The organism is Nonomuraea antri, from assembly GCF_013283785.1.
Classification (GTDB): Bacteria; Actinomycetota; Actinomycetes; order Streptosporangiales; family Streptosporangiaceae; genus Nonomuraea; species Nonomuraea antri.
This window is the reverse complement of record NZ_JABCPZ010000156.1, coordinates 1-26,768: the sequence shown is the minus strand read 5'-3', so window position 1 is coordinate 26,768 and position 26,768 is coordinate 1. Positions and strand designations below refer to the sequence as shown.

The window sequence follows — 26,768 nt, the reverse complement described above, 5'->3', positions numbered from 1 at the left end:
CCACCCCACCGGGCCGGGCACCGCAAGCATCCGCGCGCTCACCTCGCTCGGCCACGAAGCCCATCGCGAGAGCAGGCGACGGGCCAAGGCCGCCGCGACGATCGGCCGCCCCACACCGTCCCGCCGTTCGTCTCACCGCATCTGGTGCGGTTCAACCCGCACCTGCAGCAGGCCCGTGAACACCTGCGCAGGTGGCGGCCGCACGTGGGCATCACCGGCCCGGACGGCATCTGGAGTGAGGAGTACGCCGAGGCCTGCGATCTGGGCCTGCTCACCGCCTTGGACAATCCGGACGTGACGCTGGAGCAACTTGTGCGGGCCACCGAATGGGACACCTGGACGTTCCGACGACTACATCGCGCACGTTTACGTCAAACCCGGCGACCACGCCGGCTTGAAGGATTAGCGGCACGGCAACGCGCCCTCATGCCTCTGGCCGGCGCCTCCACCACCGTGCCGGTCAACGGAGTGGAGCGGGCACCGGCCACGCTGTGGGCTCGCACCGCTCCCACCCTGACCCTGCAGTTGCGCCGGCGCATGCGCGAGCTGTGCGCCGCGTTCGCAGAGCGTCATCAGTGGGAGGTCGCCAACGCGGTCCACCGGCGCATCCCGGACCCCGTCGACTTCCTGGAGATGCGGCGCGAGACGGCAGCCGGTGACCTGACCGCCATCCTGCTCCTGGCCTCGTCCGGCCACGACCTGCCGCCGGAAGTGGACGACCACCCCCACGATGGTCCGGCTCATGGAAGCCTTCACCGACCAGTACGGCCTGCTCAACGACATCTACTCCTACCCCAAGGACCTTGAAGTCGAGCTCTCCCACAGCAACGGCGTCTCCGCCGTGATGGCCTTCCTGGACTGCGACACCCAGAGCGCGATCGACATCCTCGCCGACCTGACCAACCTGCGCACCCGCCAGTTCCAGCAGATCATCGCCGAGGAGATCCCCCAACTCGTCGAGGACGCCCGGCTGGACGAGGCCACCCGTGACCGGCTCGATGACTACATCACGCGGCTGCGGCAGTGGCTCACCGGCCAACTGTCCTGGTATGTCGGCGATCCACCCCGCTACCCGCCGACCCGCCGCTACGACCTGAGCGCCGCGCACGCGGGCATCACCCTCCCAGCCGCATGCTCCGGCCACACCGGCCCTTCCGGCCCACCGGGCTCGGCATTTTTCAGTCGCCGATCTCACCGCCCGTCACCCCCTGGCGGGAACCCCTGGCGGGAACGCGGCTGTGCCCGGGCTCATCGAGGGCGACGGTGGCAGCGAGCGGCGGGGTCCTGCTCGGTGGTGATGCGGGCGGAGGTCTCTTCGCCGAGTTGCACGTAGCGGCCGAGGCCGGCCGGGTGCTGGTGGCGGCTCTTGCCCTGCCGGCGGGTGAAGGTCGCCGAGCGCGTCATGCAAGGCCGGCGCCGAGTTCTCGGGGTGGACCTGCAAGCGGCGGGTCCCGAGCCCAGGAGGTTCTCAGCCCCGTCCTCGGCCTCGTCCGGCCGGGGACGGCACCTGGCGGCCTGTTCGAATTGACCTGATCCCGACAGGGCCACCAAGTCCAGGGCCAGCGCGTATCGAACTGATCGAGGCGCGGAATCGGCGGAAAGGGGCGGCGAGCCCCTCCGGCAGTAGGTCATTGATCAAGGCGTGCTCGCGGAAGCGTCGGGGGAAGCTCTGGTCGCTCCCTGACCGAGCGGGCGGCTCCCCTGGACGGGCGCGAGTGGTGACCGCTCAAGTGCGTCGGAGTACTGCCGCCCTGAGCGTCAGCCGACCTTCGCCGCTTGCAGGATCTGGTGCAGTTGGACGGCGTATGCGCGGGGGTGGGTGGTGTTGCCATTGTGGCCGCCGGGGAACTCGGCGACCTCGACGCCGAGCAGCGTGGCCAGTTCCTGTGCGCAGCGGTAGTCGAAGACGGTGCGCGGGGTGGTCCGGCCGGCGGCGGGAACGACGCGGGTAGGGGTGTGCGCCAGTTCGTTGACCGGCAGGGTGTCGTTGATCAGGGCGGTGAAGTCATGCTCGATGAAGAAGCCGAAGTTGGCGATCCGCTCCGAGGTCATGGGCTGCGGCGTCAGGTCGGGCTCGGCGTCGGGGTTGGCCGGGTCGATGCCCAAGACCTCGGCGACCGTCTTGAGTGCCGGCGCGAGCCCTTGCTCCCGGTAGAGCTGCTGGATCTCGGCCAGTTCGGCCTCATGGCGGGCTTGGTCCGGAACGGGCAGCAGGCGGGGCGCGACCGGCTCGTGCGCGATGAGGGTACGGAGCTGCCCGGTGTGCCGGACGGCCAGATGCAGGCCAATGACCGCGCCCAGGCTGCAGCCGAGCATGGCCGCCGGCTCGTCGGTGACCGCGGCCAGCAGCCGGTGGACGTCGTCGGCGTGTTCGGCCATCGTCACACCGCTGCTGGGGTCGTCCAGGGTGCTGCGGGACAGTCCGCGCCGGTCGTAGGTGAGCACGGTGTAGGCGTCGGCGAGCTGATCGACCAGATCGACGCTGCGTCCGGCGTCGCCCTCGCCGCTCTGGGAGGTCAGCAGCGTGGGGCCGTTGCCGCGCATCTCGTAGTAGAGGCTGGCGCCCGGGACGGCCAGGTAGCCGGTTGTCGTGGTCATGGGAGGGTCCTTTCGCCTTGGTTCGCGATCAACGTATTCCATCATTCTTGATACATCAATTCTGATGCATCTTTTTTGATGTAATCTCGGTCACATGAACGGAGTGGACCTGTTCCTACTGGGGCGCACCCTGATGAAGATCGGCGAAGAGGCCCTGCCCACCGAGGGGCTGGGCGACCAGCCTGGGAGTGCCCGGACCGTGCTGATCGTGGTCAGCGACGTCCGCACGCATCCCGGCAGCGCGATCAGCGAGATCGTCACCCGCACCGGCCTGCCCCAGAGCGCCGTGTCAGCGGCGGTCGCCCGGTTGCGGGAGGCGGGTGCCGTCGTCACGGAACCCGATACCCGCGACCGCCGACGACTCCGCATCCAACCCGCCCCGGAGATCTCCAGCCGCGTCGAGCAGGTCCGCTCGACCTCCATCGACGCAGCCCTGGCCAAAGCGCTGGCCATCGACGACCCGCACAGGGTCACCGAGATCATCGCCCTCCTGGAGGAACTCGCCCGGAACCTGTCTCCGCAGGCGCTCAGCCGCCTGCGCGACTGACCGCCACGCGGCCGGGCCGCCGAACCACAGGGGCGAGCGCGCCGGCCAAGCCGTGCAGATCGCGGCCGTCGCCGACCTTGAAGGGCTGACACCTTCTCACCAAGCTCCGCATGGACGCCTCCAGCGCCACTCGCTGCTGCGCCTACTTTTTGGGGCCGGGGACACCATCGGGAGCGGAGGGCCACAAACGCGGGTGCGGGGCGCGCCCCGCGATTCCTCGTACCTCCTGGACTGCCTGATCAACCTGGACACCGGCCCGAAACCCGAGGTGGTCACGACGGACCAGGCCAGCGACAGCGCCATGATGTTCGGGATCTTCTCCATGCTCGGCCACCGGTTCACGCCCCGCTTGCCGACCTGCTCGACGTCAGCACCGGCGACCATGGGGCGCTGGAGGCGATCGCCCGGAACAAGGTGAACACCAAGAAGGTGCTCACGAAGTGGCCGGACATGCTCCGGGTCGTCAGTTAGCGGCATCAGGGCTGGTTCTCAATGTTGTGGTTTCTTTGAAGTACTTGTCGGTGATCCTGGACCAGTTGCGTGCCCAGGGCGTGCCGGTCATGGACGAGGATGTGGCCCGGCTGTCCCCGCTGGGCCACATCCACCGCCGCTCCGCGATCGCTTCCTCGGCCCCGGACAAGGGCCTGCGGCCGCTCGGAGTGGCGGCGCTGCCCCAGGACGCATCTTCCGCCGTAGTAGACGAAGACTGCGTGCAAACCCCGCAGGGACCCGTACAGTGATCTTGGGCGCAGCAGTCAGCGCGCCGGTCCCCAGCCGGGTCGAAGCCTTCCTCGCACGCGCGTCGAGTGACGTTGGTTACTGTTGGGCCGGCTTGTCGTAGACACCGATCGTCCACGCGCTGGGACGCTGGTTCACCACCTTGGCAAGGCGTTCCGGCGTCGTGATGATCGTATCCATGTCATAGGTGCCGCTGCCGTCCTCGATTTTCTGGCCGACGGGGGCGTCGGAAGGGAAGATCCAGATCTCCAGGTGCTGAGGTTTGCCGAGCCACCCCGGGCCGGCGGACTTCCAGTCGTGCTGGGCGTCGAGATGGTCTCCACGACGATCCCCGCACTGGCCGAAGCTCGTTTCATTGCCCTGCCTCACCAGCACCCAGACGTTGGGATCGGCGCAGCGGATGGAGTAGCCGGTGTTGTAGGTGGTCGGCTGGAAGGTCACCTTCACCCCTTCACCGACCGTCGAGTGGCTCTCGGAGAGAATCAACTCCAGTGTGTCTCCGTTCACGCCGACGGCTGTCCCGGGCAGATCGACGCCGTTCGTCACCCGCACCGCGGAGGCCGGGCCCGGCGCGGACGCACCGCCGTACGGTCCGAAGGCCGCGACGACACCGAAGGTCGCCGCGGCGGCCCCGACCAGCACCGCCCCGGCCATCCCCCTCTTACGCAGGCGGGCGACCCGTCCCCGCCGGGTGATCTCCTGCAGCTGCGCGGGTCCGCTCGGCCCCTCGGTGCTGTACTCCTCGAACACCGCGCGCAGGTCACTTTCGGTGTACTGAGTCATTGCTTCGCCTCCACATTGAGTTCGCGCAGCGCCGGATCCACCCGAAGCCGTGCCAACGCGCGGCTGAGCTGCTTCTTCACCGTTCCGAGTGAGCATCCGAGGACGTCAGCGATCTGCTCATGCGGCAGATCGGCGAAGTAGTGCAGGACGATGACCGCTCGCTGCCGAGCCGGGAGGGCGCCGGTCGCCGTCCACAAGGCGGCGCGGTCAGCCACCGTCCCGGCGATGTCTCCCTGCTCGGGTCCCTCCGGCATCGCTTCGGTGGGCACTTCACCCCGCCATCGGCGCCGCCACCAGGAGGCGTGCGTGTTGACGATGATCCGGTACACATACGGATCCGGGTTGCTCTCGATCTTGCGCCAGGCCCCCCACGCCTTGATCAGCGAGGTCTGCACCACATCCTCCGCCGCCGCCCAGTCCCTGGTGAGCAGGAACGCCGTACGGCACAGCCGCTCATGCCGCTGCTCGACATACCAAGCAAACCCGTCCACCATCTCCCACTCCCTCTACGACGCTCTCTCCGGAACTACCGCCCGGGAGGCGCCTTTGGGTGACAGAGTTCGGAAATCGGGGGTTCCCCCTTTCGGACTTATCTTGGCTGCCCCGAAGCAGAGCACTTCGATCTGAGCACCAAGGAGGGTCGATTCATGTTCGTGGCTGCGGAATACGAGCTACAGCTGGGCGCCGAACGCCAGGCCGAGGGGATCGCCGTCGTAAAGCGTCGCGAGGCTACCGGTGCCATGCTGCCCGGCAAGAAGACCTGCCGCCCCGCGTCATCGGCCCTGCCGAGCCGGCCACACTGCGCCGCCTGGTCAACGACGGTGTCTCGGTCACCGAGGCTGCCCGCATCCTCAAAATTGGCCGCTCCACCGCCTCCGCGACACTCGCAGGACGCTGACCAGCACCTATCCACCCACATCTCGCTGCGACTCTTCGGCTGCCCTATCAAGATCGCTCTCATCGATGACGGCCGTCCGGCGGCTCCTCAGCCTCGGGACCCGTCGCGCCACCGCAGCCGCTACCGGGGCGCCGGCCCGAGAGCCCTCGGCTTCGGGTTAGGTCAGGCTCGGTGCTGGTGTCATGCGTGGTGGTCCAGGCGCTGGTCTGTCTGGGTGGTTATGCCGGTGACATGTGACAGCGTTTGCCGGTCTGCTGCCTGCCAGGTGAAGAAGATCAGCTGGCCGGACTGGCGGTGATGTGGTGGCCCGCCCAGTTCAGCGCGACCTCGCCAGTCGCCAGAAAGTCCAGCTCGACCTCACCTTTCATCCTGGCGAAGAAGCGGGTTTCGGACATGGGCCGCAGGTCGGTCTTGGCCAGCCCGTGCACCTGCGCCATCAGCCGGTTGCCGTCGCGCGTGACGTCCATCGTGGAGGTGCGGCCCAGGTGGCGCATCGTGTAGCGGCCGGTGTACCGGTCGAGGACGGCGGGGTCGACGGTGACGAAGGTCCGGCGGCTGGGCAGTTCGTACGGCTCGCCGCGGGCGATTGCCGCCAGGGCGGCCTCGATCTCGGTGAAGGCGGCGTTCTCGATGTTGGACAGCACGGTGATGAAGAGGTCGTCGCGACGGTAATGCGTGGAAATGCTGACGAAGCCGATGGTTCCGCCGGAGCTTTCGATGCGGTCGCCGTGCACCGCACAGCCGTAGCCGTAGCCGATTCCGTCGGCTGTGGCGTGCGGCTTGACCAGCTCGGTGAGCGATTCCGCGCGCAGCAGGCGGGGCAGGCCGCGGTTCCAGCGGTGCAGGTCTTCGACGGTCGAGTGCAGGGCCCCCGCGGCGTCCTGGTTGGAGTTGTGCAGGTACGGGGTGCGGGTGAGGCGGCCGTCGTCAGCCATGTAGCCGATGGCGTGTCCTTCGCTGGGCTCGTCGGTCAGGCCGCTGTGCTCCATGGCCAGCGGGGCGAGGATGTGCCGGTGGATGTACTCGCCGTAGGTCAGGCCGGGACGACCGCTCGATCACTTCGCCGAGCAGGACCCATCCTGAGTTGCTGTAGCTCATCTGCGAGCCGGGCTCGAACAGCAGGGGCCGATCCTTGAAGCCGGCGATGAGCGCCGCTCGGGTGCGTGGCGTTCCCATGATGCGGGTGAAGCCTTCGGTCGTGACGTAATCGGGGATGCCCGAGGTGTTGGTCAGCAGGTGGTGCAGCGCGATCGCGTCGCCGTGCGGGTAGCCGGGCAGGTGGCGGCCGATCGGGTCGGTGATGCGGAGCCTGCCCTGCTCCTGCAGGACCAGGATCGCGATCGCGGTGAAGGTCTTGGTCTGAGATCCGATCCTGAATGTCGTGCGCGTGGTGTTGGGCACGGTGCGCTCGTGGTCGGCGTGGCCGTACCCCTTGGCGAAGAGCCGCCGGCCTCCGCGGGCGACCAGCACCGCGCCGCTGAACCTGCCGAGCTGCGCGTACGCGCGCACGAGCGCGTCCATCCGTCGCGCGAGGAAGACCATCGGAACCCTCCGTTGCTCTATTTTGACTATTCAACTTTGATTATCTGAGCACGAAGTCGCTGATATAGTCAACCTTGACCATCGCGTGGAGGTGTTCGAGTGTCGTCGACCCGGTTGCTCGTCCTGGGCGTGCTCAATGAAGGTCCGCGACACGGATACGAGATCAATCAACTCGTCACGGCCGGGGCGTTGGAACAGTGGACCGACGTGAAGCCGGGATCGGTTTATCACGCCCTGGCCAAGCTGGAGGCCGAGGGGCTGGCCGAGACGCATTCGGAGGAGCGCACCGGTGATCGGCTGCGCCGCGTTTACGCGATCACGCCCGAGGGCCGGCGCGCGCTAGGTGACCTGCTGCGCAAGGCACTGTCCGCACCGCCGCGCTCCACCAGGTCCGACTTCGCACTGGCGCTGCGCTGGCACGCGTTGCTGGATTCGGGAGAGGCGCGGGAGTTGGTGGCGGCCTCCTGCCGGGCGCTTGAGGGCCAGCGGGCGGACTTCGCGGCGGGGCGGGAAGCGAAGGCCGGCCTGTCACCGCTGGCCGACGCGCTGTTCGACAACGCCGATGCGCATCTGGCCGCTGACATGAAACTCCTGGAGGACATCCAGCGCCTGCTCGACCAGTGACGGCGAGCCGCGACTCGGCCTGTCGGTAAGGACGGCCCCACCAGCCGCCATCTGTCGCGTTCTCGCAGTTAGACGCGTCTCTCGGTGATGAGTTGTGTCGTGGGGCGGCTGCACGCTACCGGATCGGGCTCGTCGTGCCCATTGCTTGGACATGTGCCAGGAAGTCAAGCACGCCAACGAGCGCATCCCGCGTCCAGCACCTTCTACTTAGCGATCCATCCATGCCCACCTGCGACGCCTCCCTCACTTCAGCTGCCATGCGACGGATGCGGGCGGCAGGCTTGAAGCATGTCTGGGTCGAGGTCTCAGCCTTCGTACGGTCGTACCCGGCGGCGAGGCGGGGCAATGCTCATCGCCTTGATCGTGCTGCTGGCCGGGCTGCTAGCGGCAGGCCTGGTTGGATTGCTGACCGATCCGCTGCATCTGCCCGTACCTCTTCTGTCGGTGTTGGATCAGCGGGCCAGCGTGATCAGCATGTTCATCGGCGCGGCTGGGCTGGCGGTCTCGGTGATCGCACTACTGCATCCCTGACGCGCTTCCCCGATGCGATCAACTACGACCACCTGCGAGCCCGCGCCGAGAACGGACTCGCCGACCTGATACAGCGAGCCAAGGCGGCAGGACAGCTCCGCCCGGATTTCACCGAATCCGACGTCACACTGCTACTCCTGGCCAACAACGCCATGGTCACAGAGTCACCAGAGGAGTCGCTGGCCGCGTCCCGGCGCCTGCTCGGCTACCTGCTCCCGTCCTTCCGGGCAAACCGGACCGGGCCACCGCCGCCACCGGCGCCCCTCGGCCTGCGCCGGCTCCACCAATGATCCGAACGACCGCGAGGATTCTTCTCTGTAACCCCGGGTCACCGCCATCCACGCAACCGCCCCCCGCATGATCGGCGCTTTGAGCTGCGAGCATCGAGAGGCCACGGCCCGGCCCTGAAACAGGCTGGACGAGATTGCACTTTCGCTCGGCCTGGTCACCGGGCGGTGCGGCTCAGGATCCGCTGGAGGATTTCGGCGAGCCGGGTTAGGTCTTGCTGATCACAATCGGCGAAAGGGGTTTCGGCAAGCGTCACACCGATGACTCGCTCGCGCGCCTGGCGGCCCTGCTCGGTCAGGACGACAACCCGTGAACGCCGGTCGCCCGGGTCCACGACGCGCTCCACGTACCCGCGTTCGGTCAGCTGGTTGACGACGAAGCTGAGGTTGGGCGCATTGCAGAACATGCGCTCGGCCAGGACTCTCATCGATGGCGCGGGCTGGGCGGGATCGATCGCCCAAAGGGCCTGTGCCGTCGCGTAGGTGAGGCGGAGTTCCCCGAGGGCCTGGGCGATGCGGTCACTGGTCAGCATGAAGAGCTCATGATTGGCGCGCACCACCTGCTCCAGTGCCTCGTTCGTCATGCTCCCAGCCTAGCAGTTTGCTTCGAGTCTCGAAGCTGATAGCGTCATTTTCGTTTGAGACTCGAAGTAGATGGAGTTGAGCGATCATGTCCAGATATCGGGGAATCACCGCCCTCGTCACCGGAGCCTCACGAGGAATCGGTACGGCATACGCCCATGAACTCGCCCAGCGCGGGGCGAATCTCGTGCTCCTGGCCCGCTCCGGCGAGGCGCTGCGCCGGGTCGCCGATGAGATCCGCCAGGCGCATCAGGTCGACGTGATCCCCGTGACGGCCGATCTCGCCGCGCCGTCCGGGGTGACGGGCCTGATCGCGGAACTGGACGGGCAGGACCTGACAGTCGATCTGCTGGTCAACAACGCGGGCGCGGGCGCCGTCGGCCCGTTCCTGAACAGCTCGCTCCAGCGGAACGTCAGCTCGGTGGAGCTGAACATCACCGCCCTGATGCGGCTGAGCCACGTACTCGGCGGGCGCATGGTCGCCAGAGCACACGGCGGGATCATCAACGTGGCCTCCACCGCCGCCTTCCAGTCCATGCCCTACCAGGCCAGCTACGCCGCGACGAAGGCGTTCGTGCTGTCGTTCACCGAAGCTCTCGCCGAAGAGCTCCGCGACACGGGCGTCCGCGTCATGGCCGCCCATCCCGGCGCCACCGACACCGGGTTCTTCGACGGGACCTCCGCCACCATGAATCCGGCGTTCACCGATGCGCCCGAAGGCGTCGCGGCCAAGACCCTCGACGCCTTCGCCAAAGGCGCCGTCAACGCCTACCCGGGCCGTACGATCACCAGGGCGATGACATGGGCGCCTCGCCTGCTCCCCCGCGCCACGGTCACCCGGCTGACCGGGCGCCTGAACCGGAGCCTGGGCCTTCACCATGCACAGGACATCGACCATCCGAGTCGCTGACCCTGCTCCATCGCGCGGATCACGTCAGGAGCAGCCGGCCGGTTTGAGCATGTCCCGGTCGATGTGTCCGGGGAACGTCCCGCCGGGGTCAGCCGTCATCCGTCGTGCTGTCGAGCCCACCGTCCTCGGCCACCGGGCTCGAGGGCCGCGCCGCTGGAGTCCCCTGTCGCCTACGGTCGGCCGCACTGCTGCGCGCCGGCGCGACGGTCTCACTCAGCGAACCCAAACTGCTCGGCCTGTCCGCCTTCGTCCGGCCGGGGGCGGTCTGCTTCGACATCGGCGCGGCGTACGGGATGTACACCTTTCCGCTGGCCGGGAAGGTGCACGGCTTCGAGCCGGTGCCGATGCCGTACCGGCTGCTGGAGATGGGGGTGCGGGCCTCGGGGGCGCGCAACATGCGGATCACCAACGTCGCGCTGGGTGCTGTACCGGCTCGGGCTGCCCATCCAGGGCGGGGCGCACCTGCAACACCCCGGGAGGTTCGCCGCCGACAGGACGCCGAAGGTGCTGCTGTACAGCGTGGACCGGGTGCGCGAGCCGCGGGAGATCGCGCGGGTGGCCTTCATGTAGGTGGACGTGGAGGGCTTCGAGGCGAAGGTGCTGCAAGGGGCCGAGCGGACGATCCAGCGGCCGGGCCAGGCAGGAGGCCATGCAGGCGGCCCACCGCATCGACGGGGACTCGGCGCCGCTCGTCCGGGCGCTCGACGCGTCTGTCGCTGTGGACCCTGCGCGACCCATACGGCGCCGACGATCGGCTGCTCGCACGCCGAGACCCTGGAGGCTGCCGTACCCTCACGGGACGTGGTTGCGGTCGCTCAGGTGACCCGGGCGGCCACCAGGGTCTCGAAGGTATAGGGCCGCAGCCCATCGGCACGGCCGGCGAAGTACCGCTGCTGGAGGTCCGCACGTACGGGATGGTCCACGACCCTCAGCCCGCACCGGCTGATCAGCCTCTCGATCTCGTTCACCGGCCAGCCGGGCTGAAGAGGCTCGCCGGCGGAAGCCGCGATCGGCGTGTAGATCCGGGCGAATTCCGTCCCCACGTCGTCCAGCACACAGTCCTCGGCCCGGTAGGAGAACACCACCTCAGACCCGGGAGCAGCCGCCGCGATCGTGCGCAACGTCGACTCGATCGCCTGCGCCGTCAGGTAGGGAGCGACACCCGTCCAGCAGAACATCGCCGGCTGCGCCCAGTCGAACCCGGCCGCGTCCAGAACGTCCCGAACCGGTTCGGCCTCGAAATCAACCGGCACGAACACCTGCGAGTCGCTGAGCGGCAGGCCGAGCTCCCTGACCCGCTCGAGCTTCCAGGCCTGGGAAGCAGGATGATCAACCTCGAACACCGTCAGCGAGCCGAGCAGATCCGGCTGCCGCCACGCGAACGAGTCGAGCCCCGCGCCAAGAATCACGTACTGCGTGAAGGCGCCGACAGCCAGCCGGTCCTCGGCGTAGCGGCTGCGGGTGCAGACGGCCGTGCGGGACTCGCGACGGACCGGGCCGGGGAACAGCGGATCGAACCGGTCTCGCAGCTCCCGCCATACCGGGCCGACGAGCACCAGGGCCAGCGCATCGTCCAGTACCCACGGCGACGCCGTTTCCAGGCGAAACAGTCCACGCGATATGGCCGCGAACATCGCCGTCCTGCTCGGCGCGCTGTCCATGCATTCCTCCTCGCCGGGCCGGAGCCCGCGCGCGCCCACTGTGCGCACTTCACAGGATGCGCCTGAAGCGCCCTGACGGCCACAGCCAGCTCGCCTGCCGCATGATCTGCTCGCCATCGGGATTTTCCGAAACGGCCGGGCACACCACCGGTTCAACAGCGACCCCCTGGACCTGGCCGACCTGCGCGGCCGGGTGATCGCTCTGGAGGCGTTCCAGAGGTTGTGCCCGGGCCGCGTCAGTCACGGCCCGCCCCGGCTCGCCCAGACCTTCGGCGACGACCTCGCCGTGATCGACCTGCGCTCTGTGTTCGAACACCACGACGCCATGACCCCGACCAGCCTGGAAGCGTTCCTGCACGAATACCGGATCCGCTTCGCGGTCGGCATCGACGCCCACCGGGGCGACGACCCGATGCCTGTCACTTTCGCCTGGTACCGCATGCGCGGCACACCGTCCATGGTGCTCATTGACCGCGACGGTACATGCGGGGGCACCACTTCGGCGCGGCCGACGACATGGCTGTCGCCGCCGCCGTTACGCGCCTCGACGCCGTCCGATCCGCCGGGGTACGGACGCGCCGATGTCCACCTGTCTGATCGACGGCACCTGCACCTGACCCCGCCCACGTCCCCGTCAGGACCCCTACAGGCGCCGTGGGAGGTCAGCGTTCGACGCGCGCTTGCGCACCGCGGGGCCGGCAGGCGGCCACGGGGGACGGCCCCTGACAGCAGAGCGGCGGGTTCGCGGAGCTGAACGGCTCGGACGAGACCCGGGAGGGCCTGCACGAGCGATGTCGCGCGCACGGTCGGGGCGCGCGGTGGACAACGCGAGCCTGCGACTGTCCGCGGTGCCGATTCCAGGTGGTGGTGGCCGGGTCCGCCCGTCGATCCTTGAAGGGCGTCGACGTCGGGCATTGACGAGCGCAGGCGACTCGGCAGCCAGGAGGACCTGCGCTCGTTTCGAGACTCAGGCAAGGGGGTCGGGGGCGTACCCCGTGAGGCCTGCGGCGTACATCTCCTGATCCAGACGCATCAACTCGTTCCGTACGCCGATCTCGTCCACCACAGCATGCTGCGGCGCGGCGGGCGTCTCGGACGGGGTCAAGGCCATGGGTGCCACCGACTGCGGCGACGTGGCTGACGGGGAACCGAGCACGGCCAACAGCTGTTCCAAGATCTGACGAATGTCGGCGGACGGCGTCGGCGCCATGCCCGTGGACACGGTTCCGAGCGCACGCAAGGCATCCGGCATTCCCGCACCGGTCCGATGCGGATCGCCAAGGTCGAGTTCAGTACAGCTCGATTTGAGGATCTCGAACAGCCGGTCCACCCGGCGCGCGTCCCGGCTGCGAAACTCGCCGCGGAACTCCTCACGATGCGCGAGTACGAGAGCGGCCAGGCCGCTGACATGGGGAGCGGCCATGGAGGTGCCGTCCCAGACGGCGTACCCGCGATCCGTCACCGATGACAGGATCGCCACACCAGGCGCGCAGACGTCGATCTCCGGTCCGTGGCAACTGAATTTCGCGGCGAAGAAGCCGTCGTCGGTCAGCGGCTCCATGGCCTCGCTGCCATGCGAGCTTTCAGCATGATAGGTGTCGAGCCTGCCGATGGCCGCGACAGTCAAGACCGTCGGCAGCGTGCCGGGAAAGTTGACCGGACCACCCGTATTGCCGGCTGCCACGATGCACGCGACACCCGTCTGCCGAGCCTCGTTGATCTTGTCTTCGACGAACGAGTTCCCCTCGAGAGTGCCGAGGCTGAGATTCACGACATCGATCTGCTTGTCGATGCAGTAGTCGAGAGCGTCGATGAGGTCGCTGAACCACCCGCCCGGGAAGATCTTGCAGGCGTGCACCTCGGCCTCAGTGGCGAAGCCGAGGATGCCCAAACCGTTGTCGGCACCGGTGATGACCCCGGCGCAGTGCGAACCGTGCCGTACGGTGTCCACGGCCCAGCCCGCGGCCGTGTCCTCGACGAGATCGATTCCGTCGGTGACCTGGCCGGCCAGGTCAGGGTGCTTGATGTCGGCACCCGAGTCGATGATGGCGATTTTCACGCCCTTCCCGCGGAAAGTCGGCGCCACTCGGTCGAGCGACATCGCCCGCTGTCCCCATCCGAAGATCTGCTGCCGCGGGAAGTCGGGGAAGGTCTCGGACAGTTCCCTCAGTTTGATCACGTTGTCGCGACCGAGTTCCAGGAGGGGACGGTCCAGCTTGAGGTTCCAATGGCCGGCGGGCGGGTCGAACAGCACCGACTGAACCATTTCCGGGACCTCTCCTATCAGGGTCACCGAAGCCCGCCCGTCACGTCCAGTAATTCCCTGGGCGTACCGCAGAGTCCCGGTGATCGTGATGGTCACGCCGGGAAACGGGTCTCCGTCGGCGTCCCGGACGAGGAAGTCGAAGGTGCACAGGTTACCCAGCGGCTGCACGAACCCGGTGGCGACAGGCCGCTCGGGAAGCGGCGTCACCCTGGCATAGGCGAGCGGCCGATCCTGCTCGATACGCACCTGCGGGAGCGACTGGCGCAGTGTCCTGGCGTGCTCGAAGTCCATGTCGGCGACCACGATCTCCGGAACGGACGTGCCGGTCGTACCGAAGAGCGTGGCGCGCGAAGGAACCAGCCGACGTCGCACGTCCACCCGCGGATCGTCCTCGAGCATCCGGAGCAGGGCAGCCGGGCTGAGTGGTGGTGTGGTCACACCCATGGTCATGAGCTGCATCTGCGGCAGGGCGGCGACCATGTAGCGCTGAGGGCGCGACGCAACCTCGACGGGCTGTTGCCGTTTGGAGCGCTCCGGCTGCGAGGAGGGCTTCGCCCGGCCTCTCGGCTGAGGCTTCGGTTTTTGGTTGTCGGTTCTTCCTTCATCACTCATGGCGATCCGCCTTCCTGAGGATCTCTGATTTCGTGGCCACGCCCGAATGGGTGGAGTGGCATATCCCGCTCGATGGTGACCTCTGGCCCCAGCCACTCACGCAGCACCTCGGCGTGCTCGGGGAACATCTCCACCACGAGCAGGCTCGGCGCGATCGGGTTCCCGAGATTGCGCAGCAGTCGCACTTCGGGATCGTCAGAAAGAATCTCGGCCAGTTGGGCGTTGGCGGCGCGATCCCTGCCGCCGATCATGTATCGAACGGGTCCGGACCGGTTTTGGCCCGGCCCGGACTGTTCTGATGGTTCGTCATTCACGGCGTTGAGCCAGGAACAGGGTGGCCGACGCGTTCCAGTATTTCCATCGCTTTCTGTGTTCGATTCAAGGACTCCACATATCGACTCGCCCGATAGAGCTGAATCGCCTCGCGGACCAATGGAATGATCCTGCCGATGTGAGGTTCGCGAGGGACGGTGACCTGCAGCCATCCATTGAGGAGTTCGAGGAGCCTACGGCTTTGCGCCTGAGGCGATTCTTGAGGTGACGTCGAGCCGATATCGGCAGAAACGGTCGCGCCACGAGACGTGGGAGTCTGATTCAGTGATGCCATCTTCCGCTCCATGCCAGAAGGGCACATGTCGGTGGGACGGCGGTGGACATCCTCAGGAATGTCCGCCGACCGGCTGTCCCTGATGCTTCTGGAACAGGTCGAGGAAGTCCTCGATCAGGCCGGGGCCGTATTCGATGCCGACGTCGATGAGCGAGCTGATCAGATCGGCCGGGACCATCTGGCCCTGGCCCTGCTGGGACTGCTGGCCCGTCGACATCGGACGCACCGACTGGGGCCGGGCCTGCTGCCCCTGGCCCTGATGCTTCTGGAACAGGTCGAGGAAGTCTCCCGTGAAGCCTGGGTAGTCATAGATGTAGTCGAAGCAGTTGAAGATCAACGGCACTACGCTGGCCGGGACCGTCTTGCCCTGGCCCTGCTGGGACTGCTGGCCCGTCGACATCGGACGCACCGACTGGGGCCGGGTCTGCTGCCCCTGACCCTGCTGCTTCTGGAACAGGTCGAGGAATTCGTTGATCAGGTCAGGGCCGTATTCGATGCCGACGTCGATAAGGGAGCTGATCAGATCGGCCGGGACCATCTGGCCCTGGCCCTGCTGGGACTGCTGGCCCGTCGACATCGGACGCACCGACTGGGGCCGGGTCTGCTGCCCCTGACCCTGCTGCTTCTGGAACAGGTCGAGGAAGTCCTCGATCAGGCCGGGGCCGTATTCGATGCCGACGTCGATGAGCGAGCTGATGAGACTGGCCGGGACCGTCTTGCCCTGGCCCTGCTGGGACTGCTGGCCGGTCGACATCGGACGCACCGACTGGGGCCGGGTCTGCTGCCCCTGACCCTGATGCTTCTGGAACAGGTCGAAGATTCCTTCGACGATGGAAGGGCCCAGTGTAATACCGAGCCCGACGAGGGTGCTGACCAGCTCCGCAGGTACCACCTGGCCTTCGGTGGGCTGCTTCTTGATTCCGTAGCCGTAAGTGGAAGGCGCGCCGGCTTCCATCGTTGCGTTAGTCATTTTCTTTACTCCTGGAGAGGGTGACGAGAACAGGTACTTGTTCTGCCTCTCAGTAACTCCCGCAACGAACTCCCAATGAAACTGAATGCCCTCACGCTTTGCTCATGCTTGCCGATCGATCTACATGGGACCCTTATTTAGAATTATCCGAATTAAACGCCTTATTTCATGAGGTGGCATCATTGGATTTCGCGAATTCCTTTGCGATGTGAAGTACGGCTCGTCCTCGATGAGGCGTCGGAGAAGTGGAGCGAACCAAGACGGCGCTATTACCGGCAGCTGATCCGCACTACTCGTCCTGGCGGTGCATCTCGCTGCGCTGATCCCGGGTGATGGATCGAGCGAGTGACTTCCGGCTACACCCGCCCAACACGCACCGAGCGCGTGGCCGCCGGGATATGCGCGGCAGGCCACCGGCAGGAATGACGTGGTCGTGTGTCTGCTCTGCGGCGTTTACACGAGGCGGGCTTCAGTGTCCGATCTCTGCGACCGGCCGGCGGCGGTCTCGTCTCGATGTCCGACATCGCAGCTCTCGCCGACGGCTGCCACATCTTCGCCAAGACCCTCGACCTGCCCGACCCTCACATGTTCGAGGCCGAGGCAGAAGGACTGCGGGCACTGTCCAGGCTCGACGGCGTCGTCACACCACAGGTGCTCGCGGTAAGCGCCGCATCTGCTCGTGCTCGAGGCGATGCGGCCAAGCCGCGAACACGACAGCCGCTTTTGGGAGCGGCTCGGCCACAACATCGCCCAACCGCACCCGACGGCTGTCAGCGACCGTTTCGGCTGGCACCACGACGGCTGGCTGGCCGGCTACGGCAGGACAACACCTGGGACACCGACGGCCACGCGCTCTTCGCCCGCCAGCGAATCCTGCGCCGGCTGCCGGAAGCGGCCGTGGAGGCCGTGCTGGACCAAGAGCAGCGGCGGGCGATTGAGCGACTGTGCGGCGCGCTGCCCGATCTGGTGCCTGGCCTGCCGGCTGTCCTCACCCACGGCGACCTGTGGCCCGGGCAACATCGTCGCCCATCTCAGCGGGCATCCCGCGCTGATCGACCCGGCCGTCTGTACACACGGGCGGAGGTGGACGTGGGCGCGTTGTGGTGCTCGACGACACGACCACCGGCAGCTGACCGCTTCTTTCCCGCCTATGCCGAAGCGGCGCCCCTGGCCTGTGGGTGGCGCGAGCGCGCTCCGATCCTGTACCTGCGGGAGCACCTGAGCAGCATCGCCCACGGCCTCGATGTCGCGGGCTCGGTCCGGCATGTCCAGGCCGTCATCGGACTGCTTCGTCGCCGATCTTGGTCACTGCGACGAAAGCACCATGAAGCCGACGGGAACGTACTCCTGAGAGGTTCCCACTTCTACGAGGACAAGAACCAGCCACCGGGCACCCACCTCACCGACACCACTTGTCCTAATCCGACCGCGGGATGTCACACCTGGAGCAGCCAGACCGACAGAACCTCGACAGCCCCGCAGACCATTCCTGCCACAAGTTCGGAGCCGTCACCGAGCACCCCGCCCCGCCACCGGCGCTGATCGCGGCGGCGCACCAGGGCGACCAGAAATCGTCGGCCGTCACCGCTACCGTGTCCGCTTGCCCGCACGGTCCAATGACTTCCAGGTGCTCGTCTCCTTCGTCCGATCCCACGTCCATGCCGACGCCGTGGTCACCGAGTCGGCGTCGCTGTCTGACCGACCGGGGCGGGCCTGCGTGAAGTCGACGTCTTCATCACCAGCCGTGCTCCTGATGGCAGGCAGGTGCGGATCGGGGTCAAGTGCCGTGATAACCGCCAGAAGCCGGACATCATCTGGGCCGAGCAGGGGTCACCAAGCAGGCGGACCTGGAGTGGTTGGGACGGGTGCGGCGCGTCCGGGCCTTCGGGCGAGCGCCGGCGCTGAGCGCCTCGTGCTCGGCCACCGTCTGGCCGCGACCACGCCCGCGACGAGACGGCGGTGACGCTGTTCGGTCTCATACCGAAGGCGGGTGACCGGCTCGGCTTCCGCTACGACATCGGGCCCTGGTCGTATCCGCCCGGGGTTTCCGATTCGGGAGTCTGACGGTCGGACACTCCCGAATGCCGCGCGCGGTTCTTGCTGCGGCCGCACTCCTCGCCTCAGCCCTCCGCCGCCCGATCAGTCCGGTTTGACGGTCTCTCTTTCACCTGTAAGACTCAACTAACAGGTGAAAATCGGCGCGCACAAAGGACGGCATGCTGACCAGTGAAGAGTTGCTCCAGTTGCTGGGCGCGCTCGGGCACCCGGTGCGGTTGCGAATCCTGGCCGAGCTCGCCGGAGGGCGCGTACACGTCAGTGAGCTGGCCCGCCGCATCGGCGTGTCACGTCCGCTGCTCTACATGCATCTGGAGCGGCTGGAGAAGGCCCGGCTGGTCGAAGGGCAGCTCGAGCTGTCGGTCGACGGCAAGGCGATGAAGTATCTCCGGCTGCTGCCCTTCGAGCTCACCCTGAACATCGACACCGTCCTCGCGGCTCTCCGCGCGGACGGCGAGGAAGGACCCCACGACGTGCAGGAGACCCCGCAGTGATCGACGTCGGTTCCATCGTGATCCCCATCGCGGTCATGCTCATTCTGTTCGGGGCCATCACGGCCTGCATGGCGTTCTACTTCCGCTTCGAACGGCATCGCACGGACGTCCTGGCAGCTGAGATGGCCAGGTACCGCGAGCTCACCGAGCAGGCCGTGCAGAAGCAGGACCAGGTGCAGGCCAGGCTCGCCGAACTGACCGAGAAGGTCGCGGCGGTGGAGCGAATCCTGCGCAGCGTCGACTGATCCACCCGTGAACGAGGTCCGGGAGCGAGCGGCAACTCGCCCCCGGACAGCGGAAACCGCACGACCACGCCTGAAACGGCGTGCCTTGACGCGTACGTGTTCCTGAGGAAAGGAGAGCAGCTCATGCTGCTCGAACGCAAATCATCCTGTCGGCGTGCCCTGCTTTGCGCACTGGCCGCCGTCGTCTCGTTCCTGAACGTCACCGCCCCCGCCGCCGCCTCCGTCGACCCGGCGAGTTCCGTACGGGCGTTCGCCGACGCGTTCATCACCCGGCAGCTGGCCGAGCACCGGATTCCCGGCGCGGCGGTCGCCGTGGTGGCCGGGGGCCGCCAGGTCTACGCCCAGGGCTACGGCGTGGCCGAGGTGGAGACGCGCCGTCCGGTGGACGCCGCCGAGACCGTCTTCGCCCCCGCCTCGGTGGCGAAGCTGATCACGGCGACCGCCGTCATGCAGCTCGTCGAGCGGGGCCGCATCGACCTGGACACCGACGTCAACGAGTACCTCACCGACTTCAAGATCGACGACGCCTATCCGGGCAAGCCGATCACCATGGCTCACCTGCTCACCCACACCGCGGGCTTCGCCGGCGGTGACTTCGGCACCGGCGCGGCCACCCCCGGCGACGTGCACCCGCTCGGCGAGCACCTCGCCGACCACCAGCCGCGCCGCATCCGCCCGCCCGGCACCCGCGCGGTGTATTCCAACTACGGCATGGGCCTGGCCGGCCATCTGGTCGAACTCCGCTCGGGCATGCCTTTCCACGAGTTCGTCCAGCAGAACATCTTCGCCCCGCTGGGCATGACGCACTCCACCATGGCACAGCCGGAGCCCGAGGCGATCGCGCGCACCCTGGCGCCCGGCTACCGACTGGCCGGCGGCCGCCAGGTCCAGGCCACGGGCGCCAAATACGGTCACATGCCGCCGCACGGCGCCGGCTTCCGTTCCACCGCGACCGACATGGCCGCCTTCATGCTGGCCCACCTGAACGACGGCGGCAAGATCCTCAAGCCGGAGACCGCGCGTCTGATGCACAGCCGGCGGTTCGGCAACGCCGAAGGCACCTCCGGCATGGCCTACGGCTTCCAGGAGTACAGCAGGAACGGCCGGCGGCTGCTCGTGCACCGGGGCAACATCCCCGGCTACTTCGCCGTCCTGGCGCTGGTCCCCGATCGCCGCATCGGCATCTACGCCTCCTACAACGGCAGCGGCAAGGGCGGCCCCGACTCCGCCTGGGCGCTGGTCAACGCCTTCGCCGACCAGTTCGCCGCCGCCCCGGTCACCGCGGCACAGCCGGCGGGCCCGCTGCCCGACCCCGCCGGACACGCCGGCTCCTACCGCGCCACCCAGGCTGCCGACATGACCGACCTCGGCAAGCTGAGCTCGCTCACCAGCGTCACGACCGTGACCGCCACCGGCGACGGCACGCTCACGACCACTGGCGCGACCGCGCTCGGCGCGCCGGAGACCCGGCAGTGGACCCAGATCACGCCCGGCCTGTTCCGCGAGAAGAACGGCTACCGGACGATCCGGTTCGGCACGGACGGGCTGCTCGCCACCGAGAACCCGGCCGGGCCGCTGGAACGGCTCGCCTGGTACCAGTCACCCGCGCTGCATCTCGGCGTGCTCGGTGTCAGCCTGACCATCCTGGTGCTGTCGGCGATGGGCCGGCCCGTCGCCTTCGCCGTCCGGCGGATACGCCGCCGCTCCCCCGCCCGCCGGCAGGCCACGCACGCGCACGCGCACGCGCCGAAGCTCGCCGGGGTGCCCGGGTGGGTCACCGCGGTGCTCGTCATGGCCTCGGCCGGCTCGCTGGTGGTGATGGTCGCCGACTTCGACGCCAAGCAGGCCGACTTCTTCCTTGGCGGCAGCCCGCTGCTCACGGCCATCGCCACGCTGCCCGTCCTGGCGGCCGTCGCGACCGCCGCGCAGGTGGTCACGGTCGCGCTGGCCTGGCGGAAGGGCTGGTGGAGCCTGGCCGGACGGGCGCACCACAGCGTTGTCGCACTGGCCGCGGTGGCCTACCTGAGCGTGGCCGCGACGTACAACCTGATCGGCTGACCGGCCGCGGGCGGTGGGGCGTGAGTCGTCGCCGGTGAAACATGGCTAGCGCGCTGTCTCACGCGCGGTCGAGCGCAGGGCGGCGGCATCGCGGGAGGCCATCGCGTCCAGGAGGCCGGCGCCGCGCCGGCGGAGCAGGCGTACGGTGAGCGCCGGGGTGGCGTACAGGACGGCGCCGGCCAGCAGGACGGCGGACAGCAAGGTCACCCATCCCTGGCCGCCGGAGACCCCGCCGATGACACCGGGCAGGACGGCGGCCAGCAGGACCACCGGGAAGATCGTCATCTGCCCGCCGGTCGGATCGCCCGCCTGCTGGCCCGGGTAGACACGGTCGCGGGCGTCGGCGCCCACGGCCGGCATCAGGAGCGCGAGCAGCGGCGCCACCGCGCAGGCCGTCGCGGCCGCGGTGACGGCCCCAGCCACGGCGGCACCGCCCAGAGGCGACCCGGTCACGGCCCACAGCACCGCCGCCAGCACGACGGACGGGACGCCGAACAGCACCGTCCACGCCACCATGCGCCCGCGCGCGTCGGCCCTGAGCGCGCCCGGGGTGGTGAGCAGCTGCCACAGGGCCGTGCCGTCCAGCGCGTAGGTGTTGATCGCGACCATCGCGCCGAACACCGCCGCCGCGGGACCCACCAGGGGCAGTGCCCAGCTCCAGCCGGTGGGCGCGATGACGAGCGCCATCAGCAGCGGCGTCAGCCAGGCGCTGCGCAGTTCCACTCCGCGCGCCGGGTCACGCAGCCAGGTGGCCAGCTCCCGCGAGACGACCGCCGTCACCTGCGGGGTCGTGAACGGCAATGGCAGCGGACGTCCCGGTACGGCCGGCCTTCGCGGAGTCGCCCGGCGTGGCGGCCGGCGCAGGGCGCGAGCCGTCAGCGCGATCCAGCCCAGCTGCAGCAGTGCACCCGTGGCCAGGAGGGCCAGGAGGGGCAGCACGACCGGGCCGGCGCCGGCGTCCTCGCGGGCGGCGACCACCGCGCCGTAACCCCAGCCGGTGGGCAGGGCGGTGAGTGCCTCGATCACCGGCGCGGGCAGGTGCCCGAGGCCGGGGACGGCGAGGGCGGTGTCCCCCTCGCCCAGACGCGGTAGCAGCCAGGCGGCGATCGGCACCCAGCCGGCGAACGACAGCGCGAGCATGATCGCGGTCTGCGTGGCGGCCAGGAACATCCCGGCCCGGGTCTGCAGCAGCCAGGCCGCCAGCGCCGCCACCGTCTTGCCCGCCCAGACCAGCAGATACAGCTGGGCCACCACCGCCATGACGGCGACCGCCACCGCCGTGGGACCAGCCGGTGCGGCCAGCACCACCAGGGACGCCAGGCAGGCCAGCGTGATCAGCGGACCGACGCCGAGCAGTTCGGTCCACGACAGCGCCCGCGCCAGCCGCCGCGGCCGCACCGGATAGCCGCGCAACCATTCGCGCGAGATGACCGATGGGTCATGGCGGGGCTGGGCCAGCGGCCCGAACAGCCACATGCCGCCCCACACGGTGCATGCGGCCGCGATCCAGCCTTCGCCGATGACGCCGCGGGTGGCCAGGAAAGCTCCGGCGATCACCAGACCGGCCAGGACCAGCCCGGCGACCAGGCTGAAGGCGCGCTCGTTGTGGGGACCGTTGCGGAGCAGGCGCAGCTTGAGCGCGAACAAGGTACGGGTCATGCCAGCCACTCCAGCGGGCGCACCGGGTCGGCGCCCACCAGCTCGACGAACCGCTCGTTCAGTGTCGAGCCCGCGGTCACCTCCGCCACCGGGCCCTCGACGAGGACCTTGCCACCGGCGACCAGCGCGACCCGGCGGCAGTTGCGCTCGACGAAGTCCATGATGTGACTGGACAACAGCACCGTGCCGCCGGCGTCGACGTACTGCTTGAGCACCTGCTCGATGGAGCGGGCCGAGACCGGGTCGATCGCCTCGAACGGTTCGTCCAGCACCAGAACTCGGGGCCGGTGCAGCAGCGCCAGCGCCAAGCCGATCTTCTTGCGCATACCGGTCGAGTACTCCACGATCAGCGTGCGCGGCACCGCGTCGAGCCCCAGGATCTCCAGCAGGTCGCCCGCCCGCGCCTGCCAGCCGTCGTCCAGGCCGCGCAACCCCGCGCTGTAGCGCAGGATCTCGGTGGCGGTCAGCCGTTCGGGCAGGGACAACCCGTCCATCATGACGCCGAGCTGCGCGAGCGCGGCCTCCCGATCGGTCCGCAGGTCATGACCGGCGATCCTGATCGAGCCCGAGGTGGGCTCCCGCAGCCCGCAGATGGCCATCAAGGAGGTGGTCTTACCGGCGCCGTTGGGGCCGACGATGCCGTAGAACATCCCCGGCGGAACACTCGGGCTCAGCCGATCGACGGCGAGGACGGATCCGAATTGCTGGGTGAGGTCCACCACCTCGACGGCGGCGAAGGGGGAATCGGGCACGGCCTTCTTCCTGAGCGTTCAGCGAGCGGTTCGTCGTCACGGGCCTTGGAACGGCACGAGCCGTGCCGTGAGGGGACGTGGCCATTGTGGGCGGGTGCGAATGATCCGTCAATACGGCACGTGCCGTGCCGTTAGGATGGGTGTCGTGACCAGCCACCACGATCGAGCCGCCGACCATAGGAAGGCGATCATGCAGGCCACCTCACAGCATCAGCGGTGAAGTGCAGAGTCTTCTGCATGGCGGCGAGCGGTTCTCGCAGAGCCTGCGGACGTACTCTCTCGATCTTGGCGCGGGCGCCCGCGCCGGCCGGCACCGTGGCACCCATCCCGAGCCGTTCGGCCGCAAGGAGTCCGAGAACGACGGCGAGGGCCTCGTCATCGGTGAGCATCAGGGGCGGCATCCGGTAGTCACGGGCCGGCCGTAGCCGCCATGGCGACCGCGCTCGGCCTGCACAGGGATGCCCAGGTCGCGCAGGTGGGCGACGTACCGGCGGACCGTGCGCACATCGGTGTCCAGCGGGACGGCCGGCTCACTCCCGGCGAGTCCGGCGTTCGGCTGGAGCAGTTCCAGCAGGGTCAGCACACAGGTCAGGGGATGTGACACGGATCACTCGACATATCAGGGCTGATTCTGTCCTGTATGCCCTCTACGCTCCCCGCAGCACCTCGATTTCAGGAGATCACATGACCACCTTCGTACTCGTTCCCGGCGCCTGGCTCGGCTCATGGGCCTGGCAACACGTCGTCGACGCGCTCCAGGAGCACGGCCACACGACGCTGACGCTGACATTGACCGGCCTGGCCGAGCGCGCGGAGGAGGGCGGGCCCCAGACGAACCTGGACACACACATCACGGACATCACCGACTTCGTCGAGAAGAACGATCTGCACGACGTCACCCTGGTCGCCCACAGCTACGCGGCCGCTCCCGTCACCGGGGCAGCCGGGCGACTCGGCGACCGTCTGGAGCGCGTGGTCTATGTGGACAGCGCCCCGTTCGCTGCGGGCATGCGCATGCTCGACCTCATGCCACCGGAGGCAGCGGACCAGTTGAGCCGGCAGGTCGCGGCCCATGGCGACGGCTGTCGGCTCCCGATGCCTCCGCTTGAGATCCTGGGCCTGTCCAACAGCCTCGACGGCCTCGACGAGGATCAGCGGAGCGTGTTGAGCGCACGCGCCACCCCTCACCCCTTCGGCACCTACACCCAGCGACTGACCGGTCCGGTCGAGCCCGGCCCCGGTGTGGACCGTGTCCTGGTCGCCTGCAGCGACTTCCAGGGCCTGCTGGACGGCGGGGTGGCGATGCTGGACTTCCTCAACCACGCGCCGTGGCGGCGCTTCGACCTGTCCACCGGACACTGGCCGATGCTGTCTGCGCCCGCCGATCTCGCCAACATCCTGCACACGGCCGTCTCCTGACCGAGATTGATCGCCAAGCCCATGCTTGACCACGAGATCGTCCGCGGGGGCCGCGGGCCCGCGCGCAGGCTCTGGCCGACGGAGTGCGGGAAGCCCTCGCCGCAGCGGTCGTCGGCCGAGTCTTCGCGATCCACTCCCAGGACGCCGTAGCTACCGACCTGGGCAGCCGAGTGCGAGGGCGGGACACCACGAGCTCCGGCATCCGCGCGGCATACGAGGACGAGCGAAGTATCGTGCGCGGCTGGTTCATGCGGGGCACCCTGCACACCATCCCAGCTCGAATGCCCGCTGGGTGCTGCGGCTGCTCGCTCCCCGTATCCTCGCCGCAACCGTCCGCCGCTACCACCGACCCAGCCTGGACGACGACCTGCGCCAGCGATGCGACCATCTCATCCGGCGTGCCCTCGCCACCCTGATGGCAGAGGCGATCGCCGAGTTCTCGCCCGGCCAAAAGTCGTGCGGGCGTTGCGCGAGCTGGAAACGGCTGGCAGTCCGGCGGCCTTCGACGCTGTCGCCACCACAGCCGGAGTCTCACGATCCTGGCTCTACACCCAGCCCGACCTCCGGACCGAGATTGAGCGGCTTCTCAGTGGACGTCCGGAACGCCCCTGCCCGTCCGACAATGCGCCTGCGACGCGAACATGATCGAGCCGGCAGGCCCGGACACCTGGGCAGTTCCAGCCTTCACGGCCGCGCGCCGACGAAGGGAGCGTGCTCGACATGTGGTCAACTGCGGACCTGGTGCTCCACGCGATGACGGATGTACTCGTCTGGGTGCGAGCGGGCGATCGACACTGCCGCGTCCACGAGGTCATGCAGCTCCGGCGGGTACGCGGATCGCCGGAGCGGCAGGTCAGGGATGATGCTTCGCCGAACATCCAGGTGCTCGTTGTGCACGAACTCCTGGAGTGTGGCCTGGTTCCAGTCCCGGATCAGGACCGACGGGTCATCTGGCTCCGCCTGGCTCTCGGGGTTCGGAGTTTCTGCTCGCACCTGGTGGCGCCGAAGTGGCAGAGCCGACCAGTACCACGCTCGCGCAGCGCCGGCCCGCTCCCCGTCGGTGCCCGTTCGCAGGTAATCGAGCAGCGCCGATCGGACGCGCCGACGTCCGAATGCGTTCAAAGCTGGTTCGACGAACTGACGGTTGTGGCTCGGGTCCGGGTCGTAGACGGCCGCCTTGATGAGTACGTCGAAGGCCGCATCAGACAGCGTCAGGCCGTGGCGGAAGGCTTCTCGGAGCGCCACCCGCGCCAGCAGATTCCAGTTCCGCTCATCGCCGGGAGCCGGCTCAGGCGGGACCTCGACCCCGACCACGTCGGCCACGGCCGCAAGGCACTGCTGGAACGACGCCCTGCTGTAATCCGTTCGCGCCGGCAGCGGCAGGGCCACCTGCATCGCGCCCGCTGTCTCCTTCGCGGTCGTTCCGTTCTCATCCGTCGTCAACAGGCCCTCCAACGTCTAGATCCTTGATCAGTCGGCGCGGGTAATGCGGCCGCGGACAACCCCTGCAGCGGTCGAACTTCGATGACGTCTCCGACATCGGCCACCTACCCGGACGCGTTGATCCTTTCCAGGCTGATCAGGCGGAGCCCTTCTTCGGATCCGGGAGGCACCCTCCTGGATCGACCGCCTTGTCCGACCACGGTGTCCGGCCAAACGAAACGATGGACAGCGGCCGCGTGCGACATTGCGGGTGCGGTGATCCACGCCATCAGGGAAGGAGCACGCCAGCCAGAGGAATCACACTATGACGCCGCGATATCGGCCATTGACGAGGGAATAGGCGTGATCTAGCTTCACTGTTAGGAAAGTTTCCTAAAAGAAGCTGTCCTTCACACCCCCCACCGTCAAGGAAACTCGCATGAGCCTTCGCCGTAACCTCACCGCCCTGGTCTCATCCACCCTCGTCTGCCTGGGCACCGCCGCCGCC

The 26,768-nt window shown here is 68.2% G+C and carries 33 protein-coding genes; 15 read left to right on the top strand and 18 right to left on the bottom strand.

Annotated features, from left to right (window positions below; translation table 11 throughout):
- The first annotated feature begins 204 nt into the window (after window positions 1–204).
- Together HII36_RS57170 and HII36_RS37160 are read left to right on the top strand one after the other, a co-directional pair.
- A complete protein-coding gene (locus HII36_RS57170) occupies window positions 205–807 on the top strand; it encodes a terpene synthase family protein (RefSeq protein ID WP_173528009.1) in 603 nt (200 codons plus the stop codon).
- On the top strand, window positions 743–1,333 hold the full coding sequence (locus HII36_RS37160) for a terpene synthase family protein (protein WP_173528008.1): 591 nt from the start codon (window positions 743–745) through the stop codon (window positions 1,331–1,333). The genes HII36_RS57170 and HII36_RS37160 overlap by 65 nt, the downstream gene beginning before the upstream one ends.
- 425 nt (window positions 1,334–1,758) lie before the next feature.
- On the opposite strand, the gene HII36_RS37155 is transcribed toward HII36_RS37160, so the two are convergent.
- Window positions 1,759–2,598 carry an alpha/beta fold hydrolase gene (locus HII36_RS37155; protein WP_173528007.1) on the bottom strand — a complete coding sequence of 280 codons (840 nt, stop codon included), beginning with the start codon at window positions 2,596–2,598 and terminating at the stop codon, window positions 1,759–1,761.
- A gap of 94 nt (window positions 2,599–2,692) precedes the next feature.
- Here HII36_RS37155 and HII36_RS37150 point away from each other — a divergent pair, with 94 nt between their 5' ends.
- The 3 genes from HII36_RS37150 to HII36_RS56015 all read left to right on the top strand — a co-directional run bounded on the left by HII36_RS37150 (window position 2,693) and on the right by HII36_RS56015 (window position 3,885).
- A complete protein-coding gene (locus HII36_RS37150; protein ID WP_173528006.1) occupies window positions 2,693–3,145 on the top strand; it encodes a MarR family winged helix-turn-helix transcriptional regulator in 453 nt (150 codons plus the stop codon).
- A 52-nt stretch (window positions 3,146–3,197) separates the two neighbouring features.
- Window positions 3,198–3,563 carry a Tn3 family transposase gene (locus HII36_RS58885; RefSeq protein WP_328808055.1) on the top strand — a complete coding sequence of 122 codons (366 nt, stop codon included), beginning with the start codon at window positions 3,198–3,200 and terminating at the stop codon, window positions 3,561–3,563.
- Between the two features lie 88 nt (window positions 3,564–3,651).
- Complete coding sequence (locus tag HII36_RS56015; protein WP_217370440.1) at window positions 3,652–3,885, top strand: transposase; 234 nt, start codon at window positions 3,652–3,654, stop codon at window positions 3,883–3,885.
- 76 nt (window positions 3,886–3,961) lie between these two features.
- On the opposite strand, the gene HII36_RS37140 is transcribed toward HII36_RS56015, so the two are convergent.
- From HII36_RS37140 to HII36_RS58215, 4 genes are all read right to left on the bottom strand, one after another.
- Window positions 3,962–4,666 carry a hypothetical protein gene (locus tag HII36_RS37140; protein WP_173528005.1) on the bottom strand — a complete coding sequence of 235 codons (705 nt, stop codon included), beginning with the start codon at window positions 4,664–4,666 and terminating at the stop codon, window positions 3,962–3,964.
- Window positions 4,663–5,160, bottom strand: a complete 498-nt coding sequence (locus HII36_RS37135; protein WP_173528004.1) for a SigE family RNA polymerase sigma factor — start codon at window positions 5,158–5,160, stop codon at window positions 4,663–4,665. The genes HII36_RS37140 and HII36_RS37135 overlap by 4 nt, the downstream gene beginning before the upstream one ends.
- 679 nt (window positions 5,161–5,839) lie before the next feature.
- Window positions 5,840–6,553 carry a serine hydrolase domain-containing protein gene (locus HII36_RS58220; RefSeq protein WP_268959703.1) on the bottom strand — a complete coding sequence of 238 codons (714 nt, stop codon included), beginning with the start codon at window positions 6,551–6,553 and terminating at the stop codon, window positions 5,840–5,842.
- A complete protein-coding gene (locus tag HII36_RS58215; protein WP_173528003.1) occupies window positions 6,492–7,106 on the bottom strand; it encodes a serine hydrolase domain-containing protein in 615 nt (204 codons plus the stop codon). The genes HII36_RS58220 and HII36_RS58215 overlap by 62 nt, the downstream gene beginning before the upstream one ends.
- Window positions 7,107–7,205: 99 nt before the next feature.
- Here HII36_RS58215 and HII36_RS37120 point away from each other — a divergent pair, with 99 nt between their 5' ends.
- Window positions 7,206–7,730 carry a helix-turn-helix transcriptional regulator gene (locus HII36_RS37120; RefSeq protein WP_173528002.1) on the top strand — a complete coding sequence of 175 codons (525 nt, stop codon included), beginning with the start codon at window positions 7,206–7,208 and terminating at the stop codon, window positions 7,728–7,730.
- Window positions 7,731–8,075: 345 nt separating this feature from the next.
- A complete protein-coding gene (locus HII36_RS37115; RefSeq protein ID WP_173528001.1) occupies window positions 8,076–8,261 on the top strand; it encodes a hypothetical protein in 186 nt (61 codons plus the stop codon).
- Window positions 8,262–8,706: 445 nt separating this feature from the next.
- Here HII36_RS37115 and HII36_RS37110 read toward each other — a convergent pair whose 3' ends face one another.
- Window positions 8,707–9,132, bottom strand: a complete 426-nt coding sequence (locus tag HII36_RS37110) for a MarR family winged helix-turn-helix transcriptional regulator (RefSeq protein ID WP_173528000.1) — start codon at window positions 9,130–9,132, stop codon at window positions 8,707–8,709.
- Between the two features lie 86 nt (window positions 9,133–9,218).
- Here HII36_RS37110 and HII36_RS37105 point away from each other — a divergent pair, with 86 nt between their 5' ends.
- Entirely contained in the window at window positions 9,219–10,040 is an 822-nt protein-coding gene (locus tag HII36_RS37105; protein WP_173527999.1) for an SDR family NAD(P)-dependent oxidoreductase, read from the top strand.
- Window positions 10,041–10,128: 88 nt separating this feature from the next.
- Here the strand turns inward: HII36_RS37105 and HII36_RS37100 are convergent, their stop codons facing one another.
- Complete coding sequence (locus HII36_RS37100) at window positions 10,129–10,437, bottom strand: hypothetical protein (RefSeq protein ID WP_173527998.1); 309 nt, start codon at window positions 10,435–10,437, stop codon at window positions 10,129–10,131.
- Window positions 10,438–10,460: 23 nt separating this feature from the next.
- On the opposite strand from HII36_RS37100, the gene HII36_RS37095 reads away from it, so the two are divergent.
- The gene (locus tag HII36_RS37095; protein ID WP_173527997.1) at window positions 10,461–10,610 is read left to right on the top strand and encodes a hypothetical protein; all 150 of its coding nucleotides are present in this window, start codon (window positions 10,461–10,463) and stop codon (window positions 10,608–10,610) included.
- 245 nt (window positions 10,611–10,855) lie between these two features.
- On the opposite strand, the gene HII36_RS37090 is transcribed toward HII36_RS37095, so the two are convergent.
- From HII36_RS37090 to HII36_RS37065, 6 genes are all read right to left on the bottom strand, one after another.
- Entirely contained in the window at window positions 10,856–11,701 is an 846-nt protein-coding gene (locus HII36_RS37090) for a class I SAM-dependent methyltransferase (RefSeq protein WP_173527996.1), read from the bottom strand.
- Between the two features lie 49 nt (window positions 11,702–11,750).
- The gene (locus HII36_RS37085; RefSeq protein ID WP_173527995.1) at window positions 11,751–12,098 is read right to left on the bottom strand and encodes a hypothetical protein; all 348 of its coding nucleotides are present in this window, start codon (window positions 12,096–12,098) and stop codon (window positions 11,751–11,753) included.
- Between the two features lie 570 nt (window positions 12,099–12,668).
- Complete coding sequence (locus HII36_RS37080) at window positions 12,669–14,579, bottom strand: S8 family serine peptidase (RefSeq protein ID WP_173527994.1); 1,911 nt, start codon at window positions 14,577–14,579, stop codon at window positions 12,669–12,671.
- The gene (locus tag HII36_RS37075; protein WP_173527993.1) at window positions 14,576–14,830 is read right to left on the bottom strand and encodes a hypothetical protein; all 255 of its coding nucleotides are present in this window, start codon (window positions 14,828–14,830) and stop codon (window positions 14,576–14,578) included. Before HII36_RS37075 ends, HII36_RS37080 begins: the two co-directional genes overlap by 4 nt.
- 59 nt (window positions 14,831–14,889) lie before the next feature.
- Window positions 14,890–15,186, bottom strand: coding sequence for a hypothetical protein (locus HII36_RS37070; protein WP_173527992.1), 297 nt, complete (start codon window positions 15,184–15,186; stop codon window positions 14,890–14,892).
- 52 nt (window positions 15,187–15,238) lie between these two features.
- Window positions 15,239–16,156 (bottom strand): hypothetical protein, encoded by a 918-nt coding sequence (locus HII36_RS37065; RefSeq protein WP_173527991.1) that lies wholly within the window; start codon window positions 16,154–16,156, stop codon window positions 15,239–15,241.
- 513 nt (window positions 16,157–16,669) lie between these two features.
- On the opposite strand from HII36_RS37065, the gene HII36_RS37060 reads away from it, so the two are divergent.
- The 4 genes from HII36_RS37060 (at window position 16,670) to HII36_RS37045 (ending at window position 21,008) form a co-directional block, all read left to right on the top strand.
- Entirely contained in the window at window positions 16,670–17,698 is a 1,029-nt protein-coding gene (locus HII36_RS37060) for a fructosamine kinase family protein (protein WP_173527990.1), read from the top strand.
- 674 nt (window positions 17,699–18,372) lie between these two features.
- Window positions 18,373–18,705, top strand: a complete 333-nt coding sequence (locus HII36_RS37055; RefSeq protein ID WP_236004261.1) for an ArsR/SmtB family transcription factor — start codon at window positions 18,373–18,375, stop codon at window positions 18,703–18,705.
- Window positions 18,702–18,950, top strand: a complete 249-nt coding sequence (locus HII36_RS37050; protein ID WP_173527989.1) for a hypothetical protein — start codon at window positions 18,702–18,704, stop codon at window positions 18,948–18,950. The genes HII36_RS37055 and HII36_RS37050 overlap by 4 nt, the downstream gene beginning before the upstream one ends.
- 123 nt (window positions 18,951–19,073) lie before the next feature.
- On the top strand, window positions 19,074–21,008 hold the full coding sequence (locus HII36_RS37045; RefSeq protein WP_173527988.1) for a serine hydrolase domain-containing protein: 1,935 nt from the start codon (window positions 19,074–19,076) through the stop codon (window positions 21,006–21,008).
- Between the two features lie 45 nt (window positions 21,009–21,053).
- Here the strand turns inward: HII36_RS37045 and HII36_RS37040 are convergent, their stop codons facing one another.
- The 4 genes from HII36_RS37040 to HII36_RS58880 form a co-directional block, all read right to left on the bottom strand.
- On the bottom strand, window positions 21,054–22,667 hold the full coding sequence (locus HII36_RS37040) for a hypothetical protein (protein WP_173527987.1): 1,614 nt from the start codon (window positions 22,665–22,667) through the stop codon (window positions 21,054–21,056).
- Window positions 22,664–23,419, bottom strand: a complete 756-nt coding sequence (locus HII36_RS37035) for an ABC transporter ATP-binding protein (protein WP_173527986.1) — start codon at window positions 23,417–23,419, stop codon at window positions 22,664–22,666. The genes HII36_RS37040 and HII36_RS37035 overlap by 4 nt, the downstream gene beginning before the upstream one ends.
- A gap of 188 nt (window positions 23,420–23,607) precedes the next feature.
- Window positions 23,608–23,808, bottom strand: a complete 201-nt coding sequence (locus tag HII36_RS56010; protein ID WP_217370439.1) for a hypothetical protein — start codon at window positions 23,806–23,808, stop codon at window positions 23,608–23,610.
- A complete protein-coding gene (locus HII36_RS58880; RefSeq protein WP_217370438.1) occupies window positions 23,808–24,023 on the bottom strand; it encodes an HTH domain-containing protein in 216 nt (71 codons plus the stop codon). Before HII36_RS58880 ends, HII36_RS56010 begins: the two co-directional genes overlap by 1 nt.
- A gap of 80 nt (window positions 24,024–24,103) precedes the next feature.
- Here HII36_RS58880 and HII36_RS37025 point away from each other — a divergent pair, with 80 nt between their 5' ends.
- Window positions 24,104–24,838: an alpha/beta fold hydrolase gene (locus tag HII36_RS37025; RefSeq protein ID WP_173527985.1), complete on the top strand. Its 735-nt coding sequence runs from the start codon at window positions 24,104–24,106 to the stop codon at window positions 24,836–24,838.
- Between the two features lie 83 nt (window positions 24,839–24,921).
- Window positions 24,922–25,254 (top strand): DNA glycosylase AlkZ-like family protein, encoded by a 333-nt coding sequence (locus HII36_RS59340; protein WP_407940847.1) that lies wholly within the window; start codon window positions 24,922–24,924, stop codon window positions 25,252–25,254.
- Window positions 25,255–25,564: 310 nt separating this feature from the next.
- Here the strand turns inward: HII36_RS59340 and HII36_RS37020 are convergent, their stop codons facing one another.
- The gene (locus HII36_RS37020; RefSeq protein ID WP_217370437.1) at window positions 25,565–26,293 is read right to left on the bottom strand and encodes a hypothetical protein; all 729 of its coding nucleotides are present in this window, start codon (window positions 26,291–26,293) and stop codon (window positions 25,565–25,567) included.
- Between the last annotated feature and the right edge of the window lie 475 nt (window positions 26,294–26,768).